Annotated in this window: 17 protein-coding genes; 6 read left to right on the top strand and 11 right to left on the bottom strand. The window is 46.7% G+C overall.

The features are described 5' to 3' along the window. Positions 1-8 precede the first annotated feature (8 nt). Entirely contained in the window at positions 9-842 is an 834-nt protein-coding gene (locus tag DWX84_RS03770; RefSeq protein ID WP_005857181.1) for a helix-turn-helix domain-containing protein, read from the bottom strand. A gap of 150 nt (positions 843-992) precedes the next feature. On the opposite strand from DWX84_RS03770, the gene DWX84_RS03775 reads away from it, so the two are divergent. The 4 genes from DWX84_RS03775 to cysK all read left to right on the top strand — a co-directional run bounded on the left by DWX84_RS03775 (position 993) and on the right by cysK (position 7,819). After that, positions 993-2,102 (top strand): efflux RND transporter periplasmic adaptor subunit, encoded by a 1,110-nt coding sequence (locus DWX84_RS03775; protein ID WP_008772235.1) that lies wholly within the window; start codon positions 993-995, stop codon positions 2,100-2,102. A gap of 5 nt (positions 2,103-2,107) precedes the next feature. Continuing rightward, positions 2,108-5,311, top strand: a complete 3,204-nt coding sequence (locus DWX84_RS03780; protein ID WP_008772236.1) for an efflux RND transporter permease subunit — start codon at positions 2,108-2,110, stop codon at positions 5,309-5,311. Positions 5,312-5,337: 26 nt separating this feature from the next. Further along, a complete protein-coding gene (locus tag DWX84_RS03785; RefSeq protein ID WP_122377421.1) occupies positions 5,338-6,702 on the top strand; it encodes an efflux transporter outer membrane subunit in 1,365 nt (454 codons plus the stop codon). 169 nt (positions 6,703-6,871) lie between these two features. After that, complete coding sequence (cysK, locus tag DWX84_RS03790; RefSeq protein ID WP_005862606.1) at positions 6,872-7,819, top strand: cysteine synthase A; 948 nt, start codon at positions 6,872-6,874, stop codon at positions 7,817-7,819. Between the two features lie 130 nt (positions 7,820-7,949). On the opposite strand, the gene hisB is transcribed toward cysK, so the two are convergent. From hisB to DWX84_RS03835, 9 genes are all read right to left on the bottom strand, one after another. Beyond that, positions 7,950-9,086 (bottom strand): bifunctional histidinol-phosphatase/imidazoleglycerol-phosphate dehydratase HisB, encoded by a 1,137-nt coding sequence (gene hisB, locus DWX84_RS03795; protein WP_122377422.1) that lies wholly within the window; start codon positions 9,084-9,086, stop codon positions 7,950-7,952. After that, entirely contained in the window at positions 9,083-10,120 is a 1,038-nt protein-coding gene (gene hisC, locus DWX84_RS03800; protein WP_057326548.1) for a histidinol-phosphate transaminase, read from the bottom strand. The genes hisB and hisC overlap by 4 nt, the downstream gene beginning before the upstream one ends. Further along, the gene (hisD, locus tag DWX84_RS03805; RefSeq protein WP_122377423.1) at positions 10,117-11,397 is read right to left on the bottom strand and encodes a histidinol dehydrogenase; all 1,281 of its coding nucleotides are present in this window, start codon (positions 11,395-11,397) and stop codon (positions 10,117-10,119) included. Before hisD ends, hisC begins: the two co-directional genes overlap by 4 nt. A 1-nt stretch (position 11,398) precedes the next feature. Beyond that, entirely contained in the window at positions 11,399-12,250 is an 852-nt protein-coding gene (gene hisG, locus DWX84_RS03810; RefSeq protein ID WP_005857196.1) for an ATP phosphoribosyltransferase, read from the bottom strand. A 244-nt stretch (positions 12,251-12,494) separates the two neighbouring features. Beyond that, positions 12,495-12,827, bottom strand: coding sequence for a type II toxin-antitoxin system RelE/ParE family toxin (locus DWX84_RS03815; protein WP_036615831.1), 333 nt, complete (start codon positions 12,825-12,827; stop codon positions 12,495-12,497). Further along, positions 12,817-13,083: a hypothetical protein gene (locus DWX84_RS03820; RefSeq protein ID WP_036615828.1), complete on the bottom strand. Its 267-nt coding sequence runs from the start codon at positions 13,081-13,083 to the stop codon at positions 12,817-12,819. The genes DWX84_RS03815 and DWX84_RS03820 overlap by 11 nt, the downstream gene beginning before the upstream one ends. 54 nt (positions 13,084-13,137) lie before the next feature. After that, complete coding sequence (locus DWX84_RS03825) at positions 13,138-15,666, bottom strand: M1 family aminopeptidase (protein ID WP_122377424.1); 2,529 nt, start codon at positions 15,664-15,666, stop codon at positions 13,138-13,140. Positions 15,667-15,675: 9 nt separating this feature from the next. Continuing rightward, positions 15,676-16,131, bottom strand: coding sequence for a DUF4268 domain-containing protein (locus DWX84_RS03830; RefSeq protein ID WP_005857205.1), 456 nt, complete (start codon positions 16,129-16,131; stop codon positions 15,676-15,678). After that, positions 16,131-18,980: a pitrilysin family protein gene (locus DWX84_RS03835; RefSeq protein ID WP_121962316.1), complete on the bottom strand. Its 2,850-nt coding sequence runs from the start codon at positions 18,978-18,980 to the stop codon at positions 16,131-16,133. The genes DWX84_RS03830 and DWX84_RS03835 overlap by 1 nt, the downstream gene beginning before the upstream one ends. 142 nt (positions 18,981-19,122) lie before the next feature. On the opposite strand from DWX84_RS03835, the gene DWX84_RS03840 reads away from it, so the two are divergent. Beyond that, the gene (locus DWX84_RS03840) at positions 19,123-20,292 is read left to right on the top strand and encodes a mechanosensitive ion channel family protein (RefSeq protein WP_005857209.1); all 1,170 of its coding nucleotides are present in this window, start codon (positions 19,123-19,125) and stop codon (positions 20,290-20,292) included. A 69-nt stretch (positions 20,293-20,361) separates the two neighbouring features. After that, on the top strand, positions 20,362-21,651 hold the full coding sequence (locus DWX84_RS03845) for a mechanosensitive ion channel family protein (RefSeq protein WP_057326544.1): 1,290 nt from the start codon (positions 20,362-20,364) through the stop codon (positions 21,649-21,651). Between the two features lie 277 nt (positions 21,652-21,928). Here the strand turns inward: DWX84_RS03845 and DWX84_RS03850 are convergent, their stop codons facing one another. After that, on the bottom strand, positions 21,929-23,449 hold the full coding sequence (locus tag DWX84_RS03850; RefSeq protein WP_011966257.1) for an MBOAT family protein: 1,521 nt from the start codon (positions 23,447-23,449) through the stop codon (positions 21,929-21,931). Positions 23,450-23,457: the final 8 nt, after the last annotated feature.

Raw genomic sequence — 23,457 nt, forward strand, 5'->3', positions numbered from 1 at the left:
AAGACATATCACTTCCTTTTCATTCGATACTCTATGGGTGACTCCCCGGTATGCTTCTTGAAATACCGTCCCAGATAGGATTGGCTGGGAAAGTTCAAGTGGTTCGTTATCTCCTGCACGGTCATTTCCGTGGTACGCAACAACACCTTTGTCTCCAATATGATATGCCGGTCTATAATGGTCTTCGCCGACTCGCCCGCCACTTGCCGGGTGATAGTGGAGAGATAACGGGGAGAGATACAAAGCTCGTTCGCATAGAAAGAGACCTCTTTCTGGTCGAGATAATGGGCATGGATGCAATTGATGAACTTATGGAACAACTCCTCCCCACGGTTGCACCCATTTTGCTGGCGGCTCGAAAAGGAGTACCTTGTCTTATCATACATATTAAGGAAGAAGCATTGCAACTGGTTTTTCACGATCATATCACGGTACACGTTATTCCGATCCATGTAAATCAGCCAAAACAGCCGGATGATCACATTTATGGTCTCCTCCTGATCGGCGGGATGCGTATAGCAAGGGCTATCCTTTATGAAGCGGAAAAAGGGCGGATCCAGCCGGAATACGGCCTCGTCGAACAAGACCTTCGAAAAGGATATATATTGTACCTTGAAATCCTCGCTACTCGCATTCAACGTCAGGATCGTATCCGGTATCAATACGATCACCGTGTTGCGCCGGATATCCCATCGGCTCAAATCGACGGATATATTCGCCGTTCCTTTATAGCAAAATAAGATCATGCCATATCCGCTCTTGTAAGGACGATCCAATAACTCCCTCAAATCGGAATCGCCTATTATGAACGACTCTCCTCTCTCTATCTCAAATGGATTCATATGTCTACTATTTTGCCCGCGAATATAAGAGATCATTAGCATATAACGGATCATTCCATCTCAAAATAAACAATCATCGCCTCATTGTGGAAACAATGGTTCGCCGATAAGCGAGTAGCTTTGCATCCGAAAATATAGGTATTAGTTAAGATGAAAAAGCAAAATCGATTGATGAAGACTGCGATCGCCTTATGGTGTATCGTAGCTGTTGGGTGTAAACAAAGCCCTGTAATCCAACAAAGTTCAGGGTATGCGACAATGACCGTATTCACTTCGGAGAAAACTTTATCCAATAATTACTCGGCGAGTATACGAGGAAAACAGGACATCGATATTTATCCGCAAGTATCCGGCTTTATTACAAAGCTCTGCGTAACGGAAGGCGAGAGTGTAAAAAAAGGACAAGTCTTATTTATTATTGATCAAGTTCCTTATCAAGCGGCCTTAAACACCGCCATTGCGAACGTAGAGGCCGCTAAGGCATCTGTAGCGACAGCGCAACTGACCTACGACAGTAAACAAGAATTGTATAAAAACAAAGTAGTTTCCGAGTTCGACCTAAAGACCGCCTACAACACTCTACTCTCGGCAAAAGCCCAATTAGCCCAAGCGGAGGCACAAGAGATAAACGCCCGTAACAACCTTTCTTACACGGAAGTGAAAAGCCCCTCGAACGGCGTCATCGGAACCCTGCCTTATCGTGTAGGCGCATTAGTAAGCGCAAACCTGCCCAAACCGCTCACCACGGTATCGGACAATTCCGAGATGTATGTGTATTTCTCCATGACCGAGAATCAGCTATTGGCCTTGACCCGTCAATACGGCTCGAAAGACAAAGCCTTGGAGAATATGCCCGAGATAGAGCTTCAACTGAACGATAAATCGCTTTATCCCCAAACGGGAAAGATCGAGACGATCAGCGGCATTATCGATCAAAACACCGGAACAGTCAGCTTGCGTGCCGCATTCCCGAACGAGGAGCAATTATTGAATAGCGGGGGCTCCGGGAATGTGATCATTCCGGTTACATACGATAACTGCGTCGTAATTCCCCAAGCCGCCACGTTCGAGATCCAAGACCGGGTATTTGTCTTCAAGGTAGTGGACGGCAAGACGCAATCCGCCCCCGTAGAAGTGACCCGTGTGAACGGAGGACAAGAGTATATCGTAAACGCCGGATTGAATAGCGGCGACGTGATCGTAGCCGAAGGCGTAGGTTTATTGCGTGAAGGAACACCGATTGAAGTAAAACAAAATTAAGAACAATGAAAGTTAGCACATTTATAGAACGCCCCGTACTGTCCGCCGTAATTTCCATCACGATTATGGTTGCGGGTATCATCGGGCTTTTCACCTTGCCCGTAGAACAATATCCGGATATCGCCCCTCCTACCGTTATGGTCAGTACGACTTACTTCGGGGCGAATGCCGAGACCATGCAGAAGAGTGTCGTAGCCCCTTTGGAAGAGGCGATCAACGGCGTGGAAGATATGACCTACATGACCTCCACGGCTACCAACTCCGGTACCGCCACGATCACGATCTATTTCCAACAAGGAACCGATCCGGACATGGCCGCCGTAAACGTACAGAACCGTGTATCGAAAGCGACCGGGCAATTGCCGGCCGAGGTTACCCAAGTGGGTGTCACGACTTCCAAGCGCCAGACCAGTATGTTACAGATCTTCTCGCTCTATAGCCCGGACGGTTCTTATGACGAGAACTTCCTCAGTAATTACATCAGCATCAACCTAAAACCAGAGATACTCCGTATCTCCGGAGTCGGCGAGTTGATGGTTATGGGTGGCGATTACAGTATGCGTATCTGGATGAAGCCCGACGTTATGGCCCAATACAAATTGATCCCCTCGGACGTGACCTCCGTGTTGGCCGAGCAAAATATTGAGTCCGCCACGGGTTCTTTAGGCGAGAACTCGGACGAGACGTATCAGTACACCATGAAATATAGCGGACGCCTGCTTACTCCGGAGGAATTCGGCGATATCGTGATCCGCTCCACCGAGGATGGAGAGGTATTGAAGCTAAAAGAGATAGCGGACATTGAGTTAGGAAAGGAGAGTTATGCCTATATCGGACAAACAAACGGTAAGCCGGGTATCTCCTGTATGGTTTTCCAGACAGCCGGATCGAATGCCACGGAGGTGAATAATAAGATCGACGCTTTTCTTGAGGAAGCCTCGAAAGACTTCCCGAAAGGTATCGAGGTCGTAAAATTGATGAGTACGAATGATTTCTTGTACGCCTCGATCCATGAGGTTGTAAAAACCTTGATAGAGGCCATTATCCTCGTTATCCTTGTGGTATATGTCTTCTTGCAGGATATCCGTTCTACGCTGATTCCGTTGGTAGCGATCGTAGTTTCCTTGATCGGTACGTTCGCCTTTATGACGGTCGCCGGATTTAGCATCAACTTGATCACTTTATTCGCTTTGGTATTGGTGATCGGTACGGTGGTGGACGATGCGATCGTTGTCGTCGAGGCAGTCCAAGCTCGGTTCGACGTTGGATATAAGTCCTCTTATATGGCTAGTATGGACGCGATGAAAGGATTAACATCCGCCATCGTCTCTACTTCATTGGTATTTATGGGCGTGTTTATCCCGGTATCGTTCATGAGCGGTACATCCGGTACATTCTATACGCAGTTCGGTTTGACGATGGCAGCGGCCGTAGGTATCTCTACCGTTAACGCGTTAACGTTAAGCCCGGCGCTTTGCGCTATCTTATTGAAGCCTTACATCAACGAGGACGGCACCCAAAAGAATAACTTCGCCGCACGTTTCCGTAAGGCGTTCAACGCCGCATTCGATTCGGTCATCAAGAAATATAAGCACGGGGTGTTGTTCTTTATCAAGCGGAAATGGCTGGCTTGGTCTTTATTGGCATGCTCCATCGTATTACTTATCGTCTTGATGAACACGACAAAATCCAGCTTGGTACCCGATGAGGATCAAGGTACGGTCTTTGTCAACGTAAGTACGGCCTCCGGAAGCTCCTTGGCTACGACTAACAAGATCATGACGAATATCGAGCAACGGATCAACCAGATTCCACAGCTTCAATCTTATTCCAAGGTTTCCGGTTATGGTTTGCTGGCCGGACAAGGTAGCTCTTTCGGTATGTTCATCTTGAAACTAAAACATTGGGATGAGCGCCCGGACAAGGAAGATAACGTACAAGCCGTGATCGGACAGGTATATGGCCGTACGGCAGATATCAAGGACGCTACGATTTTCGCCATCGCCCCCGCCATGATCCCCGGATATGGTATGGGTAACGCATTGGAAATGCATACGCAAGACAAGGCCGGTGGAGACTTAACGACCTTCTTTAACACGACCCAGCAATATCTCGCAGCCTTGCGTGAACGGCCCGAGATCGCTACGGCTTACTCTACCTTCGATATCAAGTACCCGCAATGGCGCGTGGATGTGGACGCGGCGAAATGCAAACGGGCCGGAATCACTCCGGATGCTGTTCTATCAACCCTTTCCGGTTATTACGGAGGGCAATATGTGTCGAATATCAACCGCTTCTCGAAGGTGTATAAGGTGATGATACAGTCCGATCCTAAATATCGTCTGGATGAGACCTCCTTGAATAATACGTTCGTACGCATGTCGAACGGCGAGATGGCACCGCTTAGTCAGTTTATCACCTTGACCAAGGTATACGGTGCCGAATCTTTAGCCCGTTTCAATATGTATAATTCGATCGCCGTCAATGCCGTACCGGCCAATGGATATAGCTCCGGGGATGCTATCAAGGCGGTAAAAGAGACAGCGGCCACCTCACTCCCGAAAGGATACGGGTATGACTTCGGTAGTATCACCCGTGAGGAGAACCAGCAGAGTAATACGACCATTATCATCTTCGGTATCTGTATCTTGATGATTTATTTGATCCTAAGTGCCTTGTACGAGAGTTTCCTTGTTCCTTTCGCCGTGATTCTTTCCGTACCGATGGGTTTGATGGGTAGTTTCTTGTTCGCCAAGTTCATGGGATTGGAGAATAACATTTATCTGCAAACCGGTCTGATCATGTTGATCGGGTTGTTGGCGAAGACCGCCATCTTATTGACGGAGTACGCTACCCAGCGCCGCTTGTCCGGCATGAGCCTGACCTCGGCCGCTCTTAGCGCGGCGAAGGTTCGTCTGCGCCCGATCTTGATGACCGCTCTTACGATGATATTCGGTTTGCTGCCATTGATCGTTTCCAACGGCGTAGGCGCTAATGGAAACCGCTCGTTGGGAACCGGTGCCGTTGGCGGTATGTTGATCGGTACATTGGCTTTGTTATTTATCGTGCCTTGCTTATTCATCACGTTCCAATACCTGCAAGAGAAACTACGCCCGATCCAATTCGAGCGTTCCCTTGATTGGCAGGTGCAAGAAGAGGTAAAAGAGGCCGCCGAAGAAAGAAAAGAATATTTAGATAGCAAGAAATAACCTATCCGGTTGTATATATATTGTATATGAAGAATAACATCATACTCCTTGCCGTAGCGACGCTAGCGTTGAACAGCTGCGGCATTTACAAGAAATACGAGCCTGTCACCACCCTCCCGGAGAATCTATACCGGGAGGAGATAGCCCCGGCAGACACCTTCTCCATCGGGAATATCAGTTGGCGAGACCTGTTCACCGATCCGGCCTTGCAATCCTTGATCGAACGGGGATTAGCCAATAATACAGATCTGCGGATTGCCCATCTAAAGGTGCAAGAAGCCGAGGCGGCGTTAATGACCTCCCGCCTCTCCTACCTCCCGTCGCTCTCCCTAGATCCACAGGGCACGACAAGTAGCTTTGATAAGGCGAAAGCGTCGTGGACATACAACGTCCCGGTATCGGCCAGTTGGGAGGTCGATATCTTCGGCCGGCTGACAAACGCCAAACGACAAGCGAAAGCCGCCTTGTCGCAAAGCCAAGCGTATAGCCAAGCCGTACAAACACAACTGATCGCCAATATCGCCAATTTATATTATACCTTATTGATGCTGGACCGGCAATACGAGATCACGACAGAAACCGCCGTGAAATGGCAAGAAAGCCTTCGTACCACCCAAGCATTAATGGCAGCCGGCATGACTACCGAGGCGGCCGTATCGCAAACCGAGGCTACTTGCTACTCCATCGAGACCTCTGTTAAGGATCTGGAACAGACCATCCGGGAGACCGAGAATACACTTGCCGTCTTATTGGGAGAGACACCTCAGGATATTGAGCGAGGAAGGTTGGAAGACCAATCCTTAACCCCGGATCTGGCTATCGGTATCCCGGTACAGATGCTCTCGAACCGTCCGGATGTACGTAGCGCCGAGTACGCATTGGCGCAAGCGTTCTACGGGACAGCCTCCGCACGCTCCAATTTTTATCCCTCGCTACGTCTTAGCGGCAGCGCGGGATGGACAAACAGCGCAGGTAGTTACATCGTAAATCCGGGTAAACTATTACTATCGGCGGTCGGCTCCCTCACGCAACCGCTATTTAACAAAGGAGCGAATATCGCCCAATTGAAAATAGCGAAAGCGCAGCAAGAAGAGGCCAAGCTCACTTTCCAACAAACCGTGCTCAACGCCGGAAAAGAGGTGAACGACGCACTTACCCAAGCCCAGACCGCAAAGGGAAAGATCGACTTGCGTACACACCAAATCGAATCGCTTGAAGATGCCGTCCGTAGCACCCAATTGCTGATGACGCATGGAAACACCACTTATCTGGAAGTGCTCACGGCACAGCAAACCCTGCTCAGCGCCCAGCTCTCCCAAGTAACGGATCGTTTTGACGAGCTTCAAGCCACCGTAAACCTCTACCAAGCCTTAGGAGGAGGCAGACATTAAAGATAGTCCTTTCAGACTTGTATATAATTATGATTGTAACCTCCTTTTGTGCGTGACGCATAGAAGGAGGTAAAAAAATACCCGGTTTATGGTATATGCCGTAAACAATCCATCCACTATCTTTGTCATATAAATAAAAGAATCCAGAAACAACAAAATTCATTTGTATATGGCAAGAATAGCAAGACAACTGACCGACCTTGTCGGCAACACTCCCCTGTTGGAGTTCTCTAATTTCAACGCGAGCAAGGGCCTTAAAGCCCAAGTAATCGGCAAGCTGGAATATTTCAACCCGGCTGGTAGCGTAAAAGACCGCATCGCCTTGGCGATGATCGAGGACGCCGAGGCTAAAGGCTTGTTGAAACCCGGCGCTACCATTATCGAACCGACCAGCGGTAATACCGGAGTCGGACTTGCTTTTGTCTCCGCCTCGAAAGGCTACAAATTAATCCTGACCATGCCGGATACCATGAGTGCCGAGCGTCGTAATTTATTGAAAGCGTTAGGTGCCCGGCTCGTCCTCACCCCCGGGGCGGAAGGCATGAAAGGAGCCATCGCCAAAGCGGAGGAACTGCGTGACGCGACTCCCGGTTCCATCATCCTACAACAATTCGAGAATCCCGCTAACCCGGCCGTACATATCCGTACGACCGCCGAAGAGATCTGGCGTGATACGGATGGTAAAGTCGATCTGTTTGTAGCCGGCGTAGGAACCGGAGGCACGGTCAGCGGTGTCGGTGCCGGATTGAAAGCTCACAACCCGAACGTACAAATCGTAGCGGTAGAACCTAGCGATTCACCGGTACTTTCCGGAGGCAAGCCCGGCCCGCACAAGATACAGGGCATCGGAGCCGGCTTTATCCCCAAGACCTACAACGGGGAGGTAGTTGACAAGATCCTGCAAGTAACGAACGATGACGCTATCCGTACCAGCCGGGAACTGGCCGGGAAGGAAGGGTTGCTGGTAGGAATATCTTCCGGCGCCGCTGTATACGCCGCCGTGGAACTAGCTAAACTTCCGGAGAATGAGGGAAAAACGATCGTGGCGTTGCTTCCGGACACAGGAGAAAGGTATCTCTCCACGGTTCTATATGCTTTCGAGGAATATCCTCTATAGGCTTTTATCGGTTTATCTGATGTCATAGAATCTGAGTCGAAAACACTATAGTGTTTGTGGATAAACACAATAGTATTCAGACTAAAACACTACTGTATTCGTGCACAAATACAGTAGTGTTTTTTACAGATTACAAGAGTCCTTTCGTACTCGGTAGCTCAAACCGATAAATATCCCGTCGGATCGCCATCTTGATCGAGCGGGCCAAGGCCTTGAAGATACCTTCTATCTTATGATGCTCGTTCGTACCCTCGGCACGGATATTCAAATTCATGCGGGCAGCGTCGCTCAAGCTCTTGAAGAAATGGAGGAACATCTCCGTAGGCATATCTCCCACTTTCTCACGGTGGAACTCAGCGTCCCAAACCAACCAAGGACGGCCACCGAAATCCAGCGCCACGCTACACAAGCAATCGTCCATCGGAAGGCAATACCCATAACGCTCGATCCCTCGCTTATCACCCAGCGCTTTCAGCATCGCCTCGCCAAGGGCAATCGCCGTATCCTCTATCGTATGATGCTCATCGACCTCCAGGTCGCCTTTTACCCGTACCGTCAGATCCGTACCGGAATGCTTACCGATCTGGTCCAACATATGATCGAAGAAACCAAGCCCGGTAGAGATAGATGTCTTTCCGGTTCCATCCAGATTCCAGTCCACATAAATATCCGTCTCCTTCGTGGCACGCCGTACGACCGCACGACGCTCGCCAGCAAACAGATACTCGGTGATTTTATCCCAATCATCCGTGATATAAACGGGAGACAATGAGGTAGCGTAAGCCGCTAACTCAGTCTCCGCTCCCTCCTCCGGGCGCAACCAGATACCTTTAGCGCCCAGATTATGGGCCAACTCCATATCCGTAAGGCGGTCTCCGATCACGAAACTATTCTCCAGATCGTATTCACCTGTCATATATTTCGTAAGCATTCCTGTACGAGGCTTACGATTCGGAGAATTATCCTCGGGAAAGGAAGGATCGATCAATACATCATCAAACACGATCCCCTCGCCTTCCAGTGTTTTTAGGATCAAGTTATGGGCAGGCCAGAAAGTCTCCTCCGGGAAAGAGGGCGTACCCAGCCCGTCTTGGTTGGAGACCATCACGAACTCGAAATCCAACCGCTCGCGAATGAAATAGAGGTTACGCATCACCTTCGGGACAAACTCTAGTTTCTCCAAGCTATCCAATTGATAATCTACGGGCGGCTCTTTTACAAGCGTGCCGTCTCGATCGATAAACAACGCTCTTTTCCTCGTGCTCATAATTTCATGTTTTTCATCGCATTCAATAAGCTATCATTCTCTTTCGGCGTACCGATCGTAATACGAAGGCAACCCCGGCATTTCTGCACGTTGCTACGGTTACGCACTACGATCCCTTTCTTCACGAGCCCATTATACATGGCATCCGCCTTGGCGACATTCACCAACAAGAAATTAGCGTCCGAAGGATATACTTGATAGGAGAAAGGAGGCTCGGACAGGATCTTCTCCAGCCGGTTACGCTCCGTGAGAATCTCGTTCATTTGGTGTTTCATGGTCGCCTCGTCATTCAAAAGCTCCAAAGCTTTCTCCTGCGTAAGTTGGTTGACGTTATACGGATATTTGATCTTATTCAAGACTCCGATAATCTCCGGAGAGGCGAATGCCATACCCAAACGAATACCCGCCGCTCCCCACGCTTTCGACAAGGTTTGAAGAACGATCAGGTTTGGGAATCCCGATAATTCCTTTAAGAAAGAGGGATAAGCGGAGAAGTCGATATAAGCCTCATCGATCACCACGATTCCTTCATAATTCTTCAATATCTTATAGATCGAGCCACGATCCAGGCTATTGCCACTGGGGTTATTCGGGGAACATAGGAAGATCACTTTAGTCCACTCGTCCGCCGATTCCAACACTCGGTCAGCGTCCAAGTCGAAATTCTCGTCCAAAGAGACCTTGCGACATTCCACGTTATTTACATTCGCTGCCACCTCATACATACCATACGACGGCGAGATCGTCACCACACTATCCAACCCCGGCTCGCAAAAGGCACGGATCACCAGATCGATAGCCTCGTCGCTGCCATTGCCCAAGAAGATCGAGCTACGATCCACGCCTTTCAGTACGGCCAGACGATCCTTCAATTTCCACTGCAAGGGATCGGGATAACGGTTATACGGCACATTCCACGGATTCTCATTCGCGTCCAGAAAAACGGAGGCATCCCCATGAAACTCATCACGTGCGGATGAATACGGTTTCAAATTCCAGACATTCGGTCTTACTAAATCTTTCAGGTCTTTCATATCGTGTTCAATCTAATTGTTACTGCGTTGCGGTGAGCATCCAGATGCTCGTTGGCCGCCATGGTTTGGATCGTGCTACCCAAGGCACGGATACCATCGGAAGAGATCTCTTGGAAAGTGATCTTCTTGATGAAACTATCCAAGTTTACGCCACTATATGCCTTGGCATAACCGTTGGTCGGCAAGGTATGATTCGTGCCGGAAGCATAATCGCCTGCGCTTTCCGGAGTATATGGCCCCATAAAGACACTGCCGGCGTTCTCGATTCGCTCTGCGATAGCGGTGTAATCCGCTGTTTGGATAATCAAGTGCTCGGGAGCGTATTGGTTCGTGAAGTCCACGACTTCCCGCAAATCTTTCAATACGATGATACGGCTGTGCGCTAACGATTTCTCGGTAATCTCCTTTCGAGGCAAACGATCGAGTTGCTCTTGGATGGCACGGGCCACGGGTTCCACGATCGTTTCCGAAGCGGTTACGAGGATCGCTTGGCTATCCACCCCATGCTCGGCCTGCGAGAGGAAATCGGCGGCGATAAAATCGGGATTTGCTGTCTCGTCTGCGATCACCTCTACCTCGGATGGTCCGGCGGGCATATCGATGGCGACTTCTTTTAGGCTTACTAATTGCTTCGCCGCCGTCACGTATTGATTACCGGGGCCAAAGATCTTATACACCTTGGGGACCGATTCCGTCCCATAGGCCATCGCCGCTATCGCTTGGATTCCTCCAGCCTTGAATATCTTACTTACGCCCGCAACCTCCGCGGCGAACAGGATAGCGGGATGTACTTTCCCTTCCCGGTTCGGTGGCGTACATAATACGATCTCCTTGCATCCGGCGATACGTGCGGGCACTGCCAACATCAATACCGTGGAAAACAAAGGCGCCGTTCCGCCCGGAATATATAAACCGACTTTCTCGATCGCTACCGCTTTCTGCCAACAAGTGACTCCCGGGGTAGTCTCCACTTTCTTTCCCTCGAAACGTTGTGAGGCGTGGAACTTCTCGATATTCGCCTTTGCCGTACGAATCGCCTGTTTCAAGTCCTCAGCGACCAAGGCATCCGCTTCCCGCATCTCTTCTTCCGAGACTTGAAGGGAAGAAAGGAGCACTTTATCAAACTTTTCCTCATACGCTTTTACGGCAGTGTCACCCTGCTCGCGTACCTCGTCCAATACCGTACGGACCGTATCGAACAAGGTGGTTACATCTAATGCGGGACGTTTGGTTAGTGAGCTCCATTCCTCACGTCCGGGATATTTTATAATCTCCATATTATACAATCATTTTCTCGATCGGAAGCACTAAGATACCTTCAGCCCCCAATGATTTTAGTTTACCAATAATTTCCCAGAAATGCTTCTCGGCGATCACGGATTGAACAGAGACCCATTCATCGTTTGCCAAAGGCGTTATGGTCGGGCTCTTCATACCGGGAAGCACCTCGATAATCTCATCCAGCTTTTCTTTCGGAGCGTTCAGCAACACGTACTTCTTGCCCTCGGCGACTTGAATCGCCTCGAAGCGGAATAGAAGCTCATCCAAGATCTCCAGTTTCTCTTTGGATAGATTATTGTTGGCAATCAATAAAGCCTCACAAGGAAGGACTACCTCCACTTCTCTCAATTGATTGCTTACCAAAGTGCTACCGGAGCTTACGATATCAAAGATAGCGTCCGCCAAACCAATGCCCGGGGCGATTTCCACAGAGCCGCTGATTACATGAATATCCGCCTTCACGCCTCTCTCCTCTAAGAAAGACCGTAGGATCACGGGATAGGAAGTAGCGATCGTTTTTCCCTCAAACCATTCAGCCCCCTTATATTCCTCATCTTTTGGGATCGCTAAGGATAGACGGCACTTACTAAAGCCCAGACGCTTGATCAATTTCGCCTCTTGCCCTTTCTCCACGTACTCGTTCTCTCCGACAATACCAATATCCGCCACACCGTTAGCTACAGACTGAGGAATATCATCATCACGAAGAAATAATACCTCTACCGGAAAACCTTTTGCCGATAATAACAGAATGCGTTTACCCCTGTTTAGTTTAATACCCGCTTCTTCAAGCAACATCATGGTCTCGTCGTACAGACGGCCTTTCGATTGTACCGCGATTCTCAACATAACTATATCTTATTTTTATATTATAAATATCAACAAAAAAAGGCTTACCGCAAAACGGCAAGCCTTTATCTTTTTATCATGAGTACATACATACCATTCAGCCCACCGAACTATCGCCCGCTGTAATGATGATGGTGATGCAATGTAGTCGTTATTTTCATTTCTTTTGTTATTTACGTCGCAAAGTTACAATAATAATTGAAAGAACAAATATTTCTGACAAAATATTATCACAATATCTATATTACTTCAATCCGTTCTTACGGAGCAACTCTTCTATCTCTTTCAAGCTTATAGATTCACGTTCTGCTTTGTCGTAGATGTAGAGCAAGTTGATCTCTGTCTCATCGATGGCTACCACTACCGTAAAAGAGATAACCCTTGCCCCACCGCTTTTGCCTCGTCCTTTGGAAGAGATACGCATACGGATTTTACGGCCGAGATCGGTCCCGATCTGGGGATTCGCATAGATCTCTTCCTGAAACTCTATCAAATCCGATTTCAATGAAGGATAACGTTTGCTCAAGCGTTTTACCTCTTTTTCAAACGACTTGTCAAATACTATGCTATAATTCATTGATAAGTTCTTCTAAGTGTTTCGCTCTCTTTCCACTACGCTTACGCTCTTGCATCTCTTTCAGCCCGGCATCAATCCCTGCCAAGATTTCTTCCTTGCTAATATATTCCGTTTCTTCCTCTTCGGCTTTTGTCCTAATTTTATTGTTCAGCTTTTTCAGATAGTTCTTCACACGGTTGAGCGTGTCTTTATCATCGATGCTTAACAATTCTTCGACCAAATCCATCTTTAGGCATTTTAGTTCCATTGCCGTCATACAAATACTCCTTTCTTATTAATTCGTTCTCAAGGACAAAGATAATGATTTACTTTAATACAAATGACTCGCTTGCTGCTTAATCTTATTGGAAAGCATCAAGGGGAAGTCCGGATGCGCGGTAAAAAACGCATCAACTTCTTCCCGAGCTTCCTTCGATGTATGGGCGGAAAGCAAGGAGCGAACCCAAGCGGTGGGGAAAAAGATATCGCCAGTCCGCTGTACTTCCGGCATCGCTTCCAAGGCCGGACGGATATAAGCGACCGACTCTTGTTCTCGTAGGCGATGGTTCAAATTAGCGAGAGCGGAAGAGGCCCATGGCTCCACCCTACGATTCCCGGCGATCAACAAGGAAGCGAAGACACTGTCACGTTCCGCCTTGCGGGGCGATACGGATGGGGAGATAAATTGATACTCCTTCTTCCGGTCCGGATTCTGTATGCGGGATAATTGCGTAGCGATAATCTTATCCGCTTTTTCCGGCAAATGCATCGCCAGCATATAGGATAAGCCAATATAATCACTCTCGCTCAACGTACAATCTTTCGGAGCTTTCCGTTCCTGCCATAACGTATACAGACGTTGTACCGCCTCCTCTGAATCCGCTATCGAACGATACAAACGAAACGCCTGCAAGCGATGTTGGGATACGGGATTCGTTGTCACGATCTTCCACAAGACCTGTTCCAACGGACGAGAATCCGACGGGAATATCCGCTGGCAATCTCCTAAATAGCTTAAAGCCATCGAGAACAATAAAGAATTAGACTCATTCGGTAAATACGCTAACATCTCTTCACGGAACCCTTGCGGAGAAATCGTTTTCCAACGAAGATTCTCATAAAGGGTAATCAGCAAAGATCCCTTCAACACCTCATCTTCCGATGAGCGAAGCACAGACCATAGACCGGAAGACTCCCCCTCTGTTATTTTAAAGAAGCCATAACCACGCCCATTTATATTCGGAAGAATGACACAATTTCCATTCGGAAGAAAACTTAATTTCATTCGGAAGGAATCAGAGTTTCCTTCGAGAGAAACCGGGATTTCTTCCGAATCCGTTCCACAGATCACCCGATAGGTTAATTCTTGCGGCCATTTTAAACCCCGGCCCAACGGATCACGCTGCTCTACGACCAACTCGCCGTCCTTAACCGAAGCCGTAATCTCCGGCATACCCTTCTGATTCACCCACACCTCACTCCAAGCGGCCAGATCCTCTTCCGTATATTTATTCAAGATACGGATCAAGCCCTCCCACGTAGCGTTCCCATACGCATAAGTAGTCAAGTACTCACGGATTCCCTGCTGGAAAGCGTCTTCTCCCAGAACACGTACCAACATCTCCATAATCACGGGAGATTTATCATAGATGATATTTCCATATACCAAACCGGCGTTCCGCAAATTATCCAAATCTTGCTTGATCGGATTCGCACCCGCCGTACGGTCTTCCGAATAAGACGCGGGAATATAATCCCGGATAAAATTCAACCGGTGATTCACGTCCGGATACAAAGGTTCTACGATACGGGAAGCGAAATAATTAGCGAAAACCTCTTTAGTCCATACATCATCAAACCATTTCATCGTTACATAATCGCCAAACCACATATGAGAGGTTTCATGTGCGATCAAGGAACTCCGACTCAATCGCTCATTTAAGGTAGGATGCTCATCCAGAAACATCCGGCGATCCGTATATAAAGTAGCACCCGTATGTTCCATACCCCCATATTGGAAACCGGGTAAGATAATCACGTCATATTTAGCGAAAGGATAAGGAATACCTGTAAAGTCTTCCTGCCATTCCAATGCGTCGAACACCTCATCGGCGATGGCTGGGCATTGAGCGATTTTCTTCGGATCTGTCTCCCGATGATAAATAGAGATATCCCGCCCGTTCCGGGAATAAACCTCCCGAGTCAGTTTACCGGCCACGAATGAGAACAGGTAGGTACTAAGCGGTTCCGTCTCCTTGAAAGAAATACGATTCCGACCGGAGACGCCCGTACTATCCGTTTGTGTGATAGCGCCATTCGCCACGGCCTGCCATGTGGAAGGAACTTCCAAGGTCAAGGTAAAAAGCGACTTCATATCCGGCTGGTCAAAACAAGGGAATACCGTACGTGCCCGGTCCGGAACCAATAACGTGTACAGGAACTCATCCCGTCGGTTCAAGGATTGATCCGCCGGAGTAAAAGCGATCGCTACCCGGTTCTCTCCCACCGCTACCCAATCTGAGGCTATCACGATATGCTCATCTTTCACCTCGTAGGGAATATCGCCTCCGTTCAAGGTTACGGATGTCACTTGCTCCTGTTCTCCGCGGAAATCAATAATAAGCGGCTGCTTCTCGTCTAATCGTAACGATAGCTCCACCTTTCCCCGGATCGCCTCGTCACGAGATTCCGGGATCGAGAAGAAAAGATTATAACGGACATCGGAGAAATGCTCCTTCCGGAATCGCGCCAGCTCAAGGCCCACACCGGGCCGGGACAAACCGGCCTCATCTTGTTTAACAGAGCTACAAGCAACCAGACCGGACAGTACGCAAGCTCCGATAAATACCTTTAGGTTCATATCTCGTAATTATTCTCTTAAGTATTCTGCTATACCCATAAAATTTCGTTCCAACAAATACATCTGGCTAGCCATAAACGTGAAAAAATCTCCCCAATGCGCTCGCCGATGCAAATCCAATCCTTCCTTTGCCACATAGATACGGGCCACTTGTCGGCCATTCTCACGGACAAAACAAATATCCCAGATCAAGCCTTCGGGAAAATCCTGTTCCAAGGTCTCTTTATACCAAGTCAGGCGCTCAAACATTTCCAGACGTAAATCCTCGCTACGGTGGTTTACCTCAAGAATAACGTAAGCCCCTTGGCGGTTCGCGTCGAATTTCAACTCAACGCCCTTTACCTTCGTATCATATAATGTCCAAATTTTCTTACGCCCCCGCAAATAGGGTTGCACCTCACAAAAAGCGGCGAAGCTTTCCCAAAACTCCAATTTGAGATTCTTCAGTTCCTCCTTACTATACATTATTTATAAATGTCTTTCCTTGTTACCTTAACGATCTGTCCGAATTTGGAGAGTTTCTCCATATCCATACTCTTTGAATTACCGACTATCGCATATATCATTAAATGATCTTGTATATTCTCCTTATAAAAACGAAGGATATCCTCCATAGTCATCCGATCGATGACCTCCAGATAATCCTTGTTCGGATCGCTCTCGTACCCTTCACGCCGGAAACCGGCGATCTTCAAGGAAAGAGAGCGACTAGTAGGATATTCATTATTCACCCAATTACGAATCGTCTGCTTCACCGACTCCACCCGTTCCGGACGTTCCGGCATATCATGCACCAGATTTTCCAGCACTTCCATCGCATCGATCATCTTATCCGTCTGTGTAGCCAATTTCATCACGAAACTAGCGGGCTTCTCCGATCGATTCAAAGGAGGATGTTTCAAACGGGCATTTACTTGATAAGCGAACGAACGAAACTCACGGATCTCCTGAAACATCAAGGATGACATATCCCCTCCGAAATAAGCGCTAAACAACCGGGAAACAGGACGATCTTCCTTAGCCTTCAACGGATCGATATACATATAGGCATAGATTATGCTTTGCGTGACATCCTCCATGTCCATGAAAAAGACAGTCGGCTTATCATACGTCATAAGATCACGAATATAGGGAGAGTTCGATGGAATACTTACCTCCTCCAAGGGTAAATGCAGCTTGATCTGCCGAGCGGCCTCCTCCGTAGACAATGTACCACAATAATGCAGGTTACAAGCGACCGAACGTACCTTACTGAAGGTGTCCAGCAACATCTTTCCTTTTAGTTTTTTGATTTCAGCGAACGATAATTTGGTCAAATAACGGGATTGCTCCCCAAATTTGACTTTCTCTAACAGCATATCGGCTACGTTCTCGCTGGAATTGAACAACGATTTCTCCGTTACCTTCGCCTCGTCCACAATCTGCCGTAACTTCTTGTCATCTGGCTTGGCGTGCCGCAAGAAATCGCCGACCAAAGCCATTGTTTGGGTAAAATGCCCATCAAAACCATTCACCACCACCAGAAACTCAGAATCCGTGGAATCAAAAGTCAATGTACTACCAAGTTCCTGCAATTTACCCCGAAAGACCTCAAAAGACATCGATTCCGTCGCTACGAAAGGTAGATAAGCGGACAATTTATCAAGATCACGAAGCTCCAACTGCCCCACTCCATAAGATAGTGTCAGCGAGAATATATCATTTACGGAATTATGAGTCTTATACAACGTGACAAGCGGACGCAAGGATACGACCTCGGCGTCTTTCTCAAAATCGAGAAAATGCGGTTTCAATTCTTGTACGGGTATCTTTTCCAGACGTTCCACATAAGCGGAGGAAGCATCGGAGTTCTTCGGTATAATCGGTGAATAATCCGGCTTGGGTAAGATCGTTTTTGGATAGCGTCCGGTCTTCTTCGTGACGTACATATAATTCTCCGTAAAATATTTCTTGGCGACCTCAATCACGTCTTCTCTCGACAAGGCATCGATACGGGTAACCTCATCCAAATAATCCTGCCAGCTTTTCCCTTGAGAGAAAATACGCATCATCACCTCGGCCCTTGAGTTTATGTCTTCCAATTTGGAGGCATATTCACGTTTCTGTTCCAATTTCAAGCTTTGGAACATCTCATCGCTAAAATCCCCCTCCTTAATACGGTTGATTTGTTTCCATACTAATTTCTCAGCTGCCGCATAGGTCTGGAAAAAGAACTTCGGAAATACCAACAAACCTAATATTCCAGCCTCATTCATACTTTGGTTAACCGCCATCGCACCCATCACCTTATGATCTACCGTCAGCTTATCCAAAAATCCCGTACCATTGGAGTTATTCAATAAAGATACGGCGATATTGAGCGCAACTTGATCCGGATGATTCGCAGGAACTCCCCGGAATCCCAATGCCATAATTTTCACGAAAGGCATAGGAATACGTACGCTCACTTTTTCCCGCCCCTCGAATGGTGGAAGCGCAACGATATCCCGGTGGGGCGGCTTCCCTTTTCGTATCCGTGAAAAAGTAGATTCCAAGATTGGCAAGACCTCCTCCGTATCGAAATCCCCGCTTAAGATCAATCCCATATTGGAAGCGACATAGTATTTCTCGAAGAACCGGCGCATCTCCGAAAGACGGGGATTCTTCAAGTTCTCCGCACTTCCGATAATCGGATACGCATACGGATGCGGATAGAAATAACGCTCTGTCAATTTCTCGATGGCGACGCTAGCCATCGTGTCCCCATACATGTTCTTTTCCTCATAGACCGTCTCCAGCTCACTCTGGAAAAGACGAAATACGGGATTTACCAAACGCTCACTATTGATCTCGGCCCATTGGGAGATATATTGCGGAGAGAATGTATTGAAATATAATGTATAGTCGTAAGAAGTCCCGGCATTCAACTTCGTACCACCGAAACGAGAGATCAACCGGTCGAACTCGTTCGGTATTACATACTCAGCGGCACGTACGCTCAGGTCGTTAATGATTTGCTGCAAATGGGCGCGCATCTTGGGATCCTCGGTATCCGCCAAAGCGTCATATTTCTCGGCGATAATGTCCAGCAAGACTTTCTCGGACTCATAGTCGATCGTCCCGATCTTATCCGTTCCTTTAAACATCATATGCTCGAAATAATGCGCGATACCTGTGTTTGGGGAATCTTTAGCTCCGGCTTTTACGACTACGGCTCCGAATATCTTAGGTTGGCTATGGTCCTCATTCAACCATACCGTCAAATCATTACTTAATTTATGCTCTCGTACCTGTAGAAAATCTGAGGTTGACAACAGAGATCTCATGGAATCCATTTAAGTTTATATTATTTCACAAAGATACATTTTTCAATTGGATTAATACGCTTACATTTACAAGCAATCTTAACAAAAGGGCAAATTTAACGTAGGATTGAACCTATTTTTAAGAGTAGTGTTATATCAAAAAACGATTATTATGATAAATTTAGGTAGTTGGATGAACAAAGTCCTCACCGGATGGGGTGTAGACGAGAAAATAGCGAACACATTTGACGAGGCGATCATCGCCATCTTACTAGTGGCGGTCGCTATCGGATTAGATTATTTATGCCAAGCTATTTTTGTCGGAGGGGTACGTAGTATCGTTAAGCATACGCATTATAAATGGGATACGTTATTAATTAAACGTAAGGTCGTACATTATCTCGTACATACGATTCCCGGCATTTTAGTATATGCTTTGCTCCCGATGGCTTTTATCCGAGGAAAGGAATTATTATTCATTTCCCAGAAGATTTGCGCGGTCTATATCATATTTTCCCTGCTGTTAGCGCTCAACGGTCTTCTCTTAATGATGTTGGATTTGTTTAACCAACAGGAGAAAATGAAAAACAGGCCGATGAAAGGCTTTATACAAGTATTACAAGTGCTTGTTTTCTTCGTTGGCGGCATTGTCATTATAGCAATTCTCGTCAATAAATCCCCGGCTACCCTTTTCGCCGGATTAGGTGCGTCGGCAGCTATTCTTATGTTGGTATTTAAAGATAGCATATTAGGTTTCGTGGCAGGTATACAGCTTTCGGCGAATGATATGTTGCGACCCGGCGACTGGATCACGATGCCTTCTGCCAACGCGAACGGTATTGTTCAAGAAATAACCCTAAACACCGTGAAAGTTCAGAACTTCGATAATACGATCTCAACAATCCCGCCTTATAATCTAGTAAATAGTTCTTTCCAAAACTGGCGCGGAATGGTTGAGTCTGGAGGACGTAGGGTTATGAAGTCCATTTATCTCGATTTGAATACGATCAAGTTCTGTACACCAGAGATGCTAGATACATTCCGCAAGGAAATTCCTTTATTAGCGGATTACCAACCGGATAAGGATGTAGTACCTACAAACTCCCAAGTATTCCGTGTATATGTAGAGCGTTATCTGACAAGTCTTCCTGTCGTAAATCAAGATTTGGATTTAATTATCAGTCAACTTCAATCCACGGAATATGGTGTTCCCGTCCAGATTTATTTCTTCTCCCGGAATAAAATATGGAAAGAATATGAACGGATCCAGTCGGATATATTCGACCATTTCTTCGCTATGATTCCTAAATTTGAATTGAAAGTATATCAATATTCAGACTAAAGTACGTGTTCGGATTATTTTTCCTATCTTCGTCTCCGGATTGTCTACTTAAAGTTTAAAATCGTATTTATGAGCAAGATACAAGAATGGGTATATAATTTATTAGTTCAAATGGGGTTGATAAGCGAAAATTCCAGTTACCTAGACAATATAGTGATCTTATTACTTATTATAGCCGTCACCGTTGGGATCGATTATAGTTGCCGGTATATTTTCCTTGGTATGTTCAAACGATTAGCGAGGAAGACGAAAAATCAACTGGACGATTTAATCGTGGATCGTAAGATCATCAATAAGATGATGCATATGATCCCGGCCATATTGATTTATATATTGTTACCATTCGCCTTCTCAGCCGAAGAGACACCGAAGATTTTAATATTGCTCCAAAAACTTTGTCAGATTTATATCATAGCGGTTTCTTTAAGGTTTATAAACGCTTCCTTAAATCTGATCCACGAGATCTATAATAAAAAAGATTCCTTTAAGAACAAGCCGTTAAAAGGCTTCATACAGATCTTGCAGGTTACGGTTTTCTTTATTGGAGTGATATTGATTATCAGTATTCTTATCAATAAATCCCCGGTTTCTTTACTGGCCGGATTGGGTGCGTCTGCCGCTATCTTGATGTTGGTCTTTAAGGATACGATCTTAGGTTTCGTTGCCGGCATCCAATTATCCGCCAATGATATGCTCCGGGCCGGGGACTGGATCACGATGAGTAAATATGGTGCGGACGGCACGGTTATCGAGGTGACATTGAACGCCGTGAAAGTAAGAAACTTTGACAATACCATTACGACCATCCCTCCTTACGCCTTAGTAAGCGACGCTTTCCAAAACTGGAGAGGTATGAGCGAATCCCCGGGCCGCCGTATCAAGCGCTCTATCAATATCGATATGAACAGCGTACATTTTTGTACCCCGAAAATGCTAGAGAAATTTCGTAAGATCTCTCTTATCACGGATTACATCGACGGAAAAGAACAGGAATTATATGAATACAATGAAGAGCATCATATCGATAGTTCCATTTGGGTGAACGGACGTAGACAAACAAATCTGGGTGTCTTCCGTGCTTATCTCGTACGTTACCTAAGAAGCCTCCCGGAGGTAAGTAAGGAATTAGTCTGCATGGTAAGGCATCTACAACCGACTGATACAGGTATTCCCATCGAACTTTATTGCTTCTCATCCAATAAGGTATGGGTCGAATATGAAGGAATCCAAGCGGATATATTCGACCATGTACTTGCAGTAATACCGGAGTTCGGACTAAGCGTATTCCAAAATGTATCCGGGGCGGATTTGAAGAATATCATCATCAAACTTCCCGCCGGCTCACAACCCCCAGAGTAAATGAATTCATTTAAGTCTTACGGCTCACGCAAGACTTAAATGTCACAACCGTTTGATAAATCTGGCGGGATTCCCCCCTACAACGGTATTAGATAGGAACACACTAAGATGTCAAAAAAATATCTTAGGTGCATCGGCCGACGATCCTAAGATACTTCAGTAATGAACCTAAGATACTTTGCCTATGAAATCAGTATCGGCGTAGCCTTACGGCACTAGTAGTGTAGGGTTGTGCCTATACTGGCGTGAGGCTATGCCGATATATGTGTTTGTCCCCTTAGAATTGGAAATAAATAAACGGCTGCACTCCCGCACTCTTAAACTGAACAACAATGAAAATCGCTATCGCCAATATAGCGGCCTGTATCAATAATGGGGAACGGGTCACGACTCCTCTCAAGGCATCCTCAGAGCGTTTAGGCATAAAATGCAGCACATAACCGATCACCATCAACGCAAACACCCCTTTATATCCTAAGACGAATTGCATGAACACCTCCGGATGAAAATTCGTAAAGATCTGGCGAAGCATCTCTCCCACGGCCTTCATCGAGGTAGCCCGGAACAAGATCCATCCGAAACAAACCACATGGAAAGTAATCAGGACACCTAATACCCGTCGCCAAGGCTTCATCTCGCATCCTAAGGCCTTAAAGCTACTGAAATGCCCCATGATGAACTTATGCGCAGCCAAAGCTATACCATGTAAGGCTCCCCATAAGATGAAACTAATGGAAGCCCCATGCCATAACCCGCCTAGCAGCATCGTTATCATCAGATTCATATAGGTACGAATCTTCCCCTTCCGGTTCCCCCCTAAGGATATATACAGATAATCTTTTAACCAAGAGGAAAGGGAGATATGCCAACGACGCCAAAACTCGGTAATCGTAGCCGATTGATAGGGAGAGTCGAAGTTTATATTAAAGCGGAATCCCAACAACAGAGCGATACCGATCGCCATATCCGAATAACCCGAGAAGTCACAATAAATCTGTAGCGCATACCCATAGACACCCAATAAATTCTCCACACCCGTATAAAGCAACGGAGCGTCAAAAATACGATCCACGAAATTCATACTGATATAATCCGAGATAACCGTTTTCTTGAAAAGACCACATAAGATAAGGAACAATCCCTCACCAAACTCAGATCGCGTCACCGTAGGATTCTTATACATTTGAGGGATAAAATCCCGGGCACGAACGATTGGCCCGGCAACCAGTTGAGGAAAGAACGATACATAGAAAACATAATCGATCCAACGGCCGAGAGGTTGGATCCGTCCCCGATAAACATCTATTACATAGCTGATGCTCTGGAAGGTAAAGAAAGAGATTCCTACCGGAAGGAAGATGTTCATCTTTAGCCATTCTCCCCCGGCGGCCATAGTAAACAGTTCGCCTAGGAAATTGAAATACTTGAAATACCCCAGCATACCTAGGTTTATGCAGAGACTAAGCGTAACGAATAATTTACGTTTTAATACCGATGTCGTATGCGAGATACATTGCGCTATCAAGAAATCGGAAGTAGCCGTAAATACCAGCAGCCCGAACCAAAGTCCACTACTTTTATAATAGAAATAAAGGGAAAACAGTGTCACGTAAATAATGCGAGCCAACGTATGTTTCCTTAGCGACATATAAATCATCAGGAAACCGATAAACAAGAAGAAGAACAACCCGCTACTAAACAAGATCGGGGCATTATGATGATACGTTAGGATATCTCCCAGTTTCTCCCACGTGAATTGATGATTACTAAGCCAATCTCTAAGTATATTATATTCCATATAAGATT

Origin of the sequence: Parabacteroides sp. AF21-43 (genome assembly GCF_003635435.1) — a bacterium.
Taxonomy (GTDB): domain Bacteria; phylum Bacteroidota; class Bacteroidia; order Bacteroidales; family Tannerellaceae; genus Parabacteroides; species Parabacteroides distasonis.

What these genes read in the sequence shown, in the direction of transcription:
- DWX84_RS03835 (WP_121962316.1), bottom strand. Translation starts at nt 18,980, where the DNA reads ATGGATTCCATGAGATCTCTGTTGTCAACCTCAGATTTTCTACAGGTA.
- hisC (WP_057326548.1), bottom strand. Translation starts at nt 10,120, where the DNA reads ATGAAAGACCTGAAAGATTTAGTAAGACCGAATGTCTGGAATTTGAAA.
- hisB (WP_122377422.1), bottom strand. Translation starts at nt 9,086, where the DNA reads ATGAGCACGAGGAAAAGAGCGTTGTTTATCGATCGAGACGGCACGCTT.
- DWX84_RS03830 (WP_005857205.1), bottom strand. Translation starts at nt 16,131, where the DNA reads ATGTATAGTAAGGAGGAACTGAAGAATCTCAAATTGGAGTTTTGGGAA.
- DWX84_RS03825 (WP_122377424.1), bottom strand. Translation starts at nt 15,666, where the DNA reads ATGAACCTAAAGGTATTTATCGGAGCTTGCGTACTGTCCGGTCTGGTT.
- DWX84_RS03785 (WP_122377421.1), top strand. Translation starts at nt 5,338, where the DNA reads ATGAAGAATAACATCATACTCCTTGCCGTAGCGACGCTAGCGTTGAAC.
- DWX84_RS03820 (WP_036615828.1), bottom strand. Translation starts at nt 13,083, where the DNA reads ATGACGGCAATGGAACTAAAATGCCTAAAGATGGATTTGGTCGAAGAA.
- DWX84_RS03845 (WP_057326544.1), top strand. Translation starts at nt 20,362, where the DNA reads ATGAGCAAGATACAAGAATGGGTATATAATTTATTAGTTCAAATGGGG.
- DWX84_RS03775 (WP_008772235.1), top strand. Translation starts at nt 993, where the DNA reads ATGAAAAAGCAAAATCGATTGATGAAGACTGCGATCGCCTTATGGTGT.
- hisG (WP_005857196.1), bottom strand. Translation starts at nt 12,250, where the DNA reads ATGTTGAGAATCGCGGTACAATCGAAAGGCCGTCTGTACGACGAGACC.
- DWX84_RS03840 (WP_005857209.1), top strand. Translation starts at nt 19,123, where the DNA reads ATGATAAATTTAGGTAGTTGGATGAACAAAGTCCTCACCGGATGGGGT.
- cysK (WP_005862606.1), top strand. Translation starts at nt 6,872, where the DNA reads ATGGCAAGAATAGCAAGACAACTGACCGACCTTGTCGGCAACACTCCC.
- DWX84_RS03850 (WP_011966257.1), bottom strand. Translation starts at nt 23,449, where the DNA reads ATGGAATATAATATACTTAGAGATTGGCTTAGTAATCATCAATTCACG.
- DWX84_RS03815 (WP_036615831.1), bottom strand. Translation starts at nt 12,827, where the DNA reads ATGAATTATAGCATAGTATTTGACAAGTCGTTTGAAAAAGAGGTAAAA.
- DWX84_RS03770 (WP_005857181.1), bottom strand. Translation starts at nt 842, where the DNA reads ATGAATCCATTTGAGATAGAGAGAGGAGAGTCGTTCATAATAGGCGAT.
- hisD (WP_122377423.1), bottom strand. Translation starts at nt 11,397, where the DNA reads ATGGAGATTATAAAATATCCCGGACGTGAGGAATGGAGCTCACTAACC.
- DWX84_RS03780 (WP_008772236.1), top strand. Translation starts at nt 2,108, where the DNA reads ATGAAAGTTAGCACATTTATAGAACGCCCCGTACTGTCCGCCGTAATT.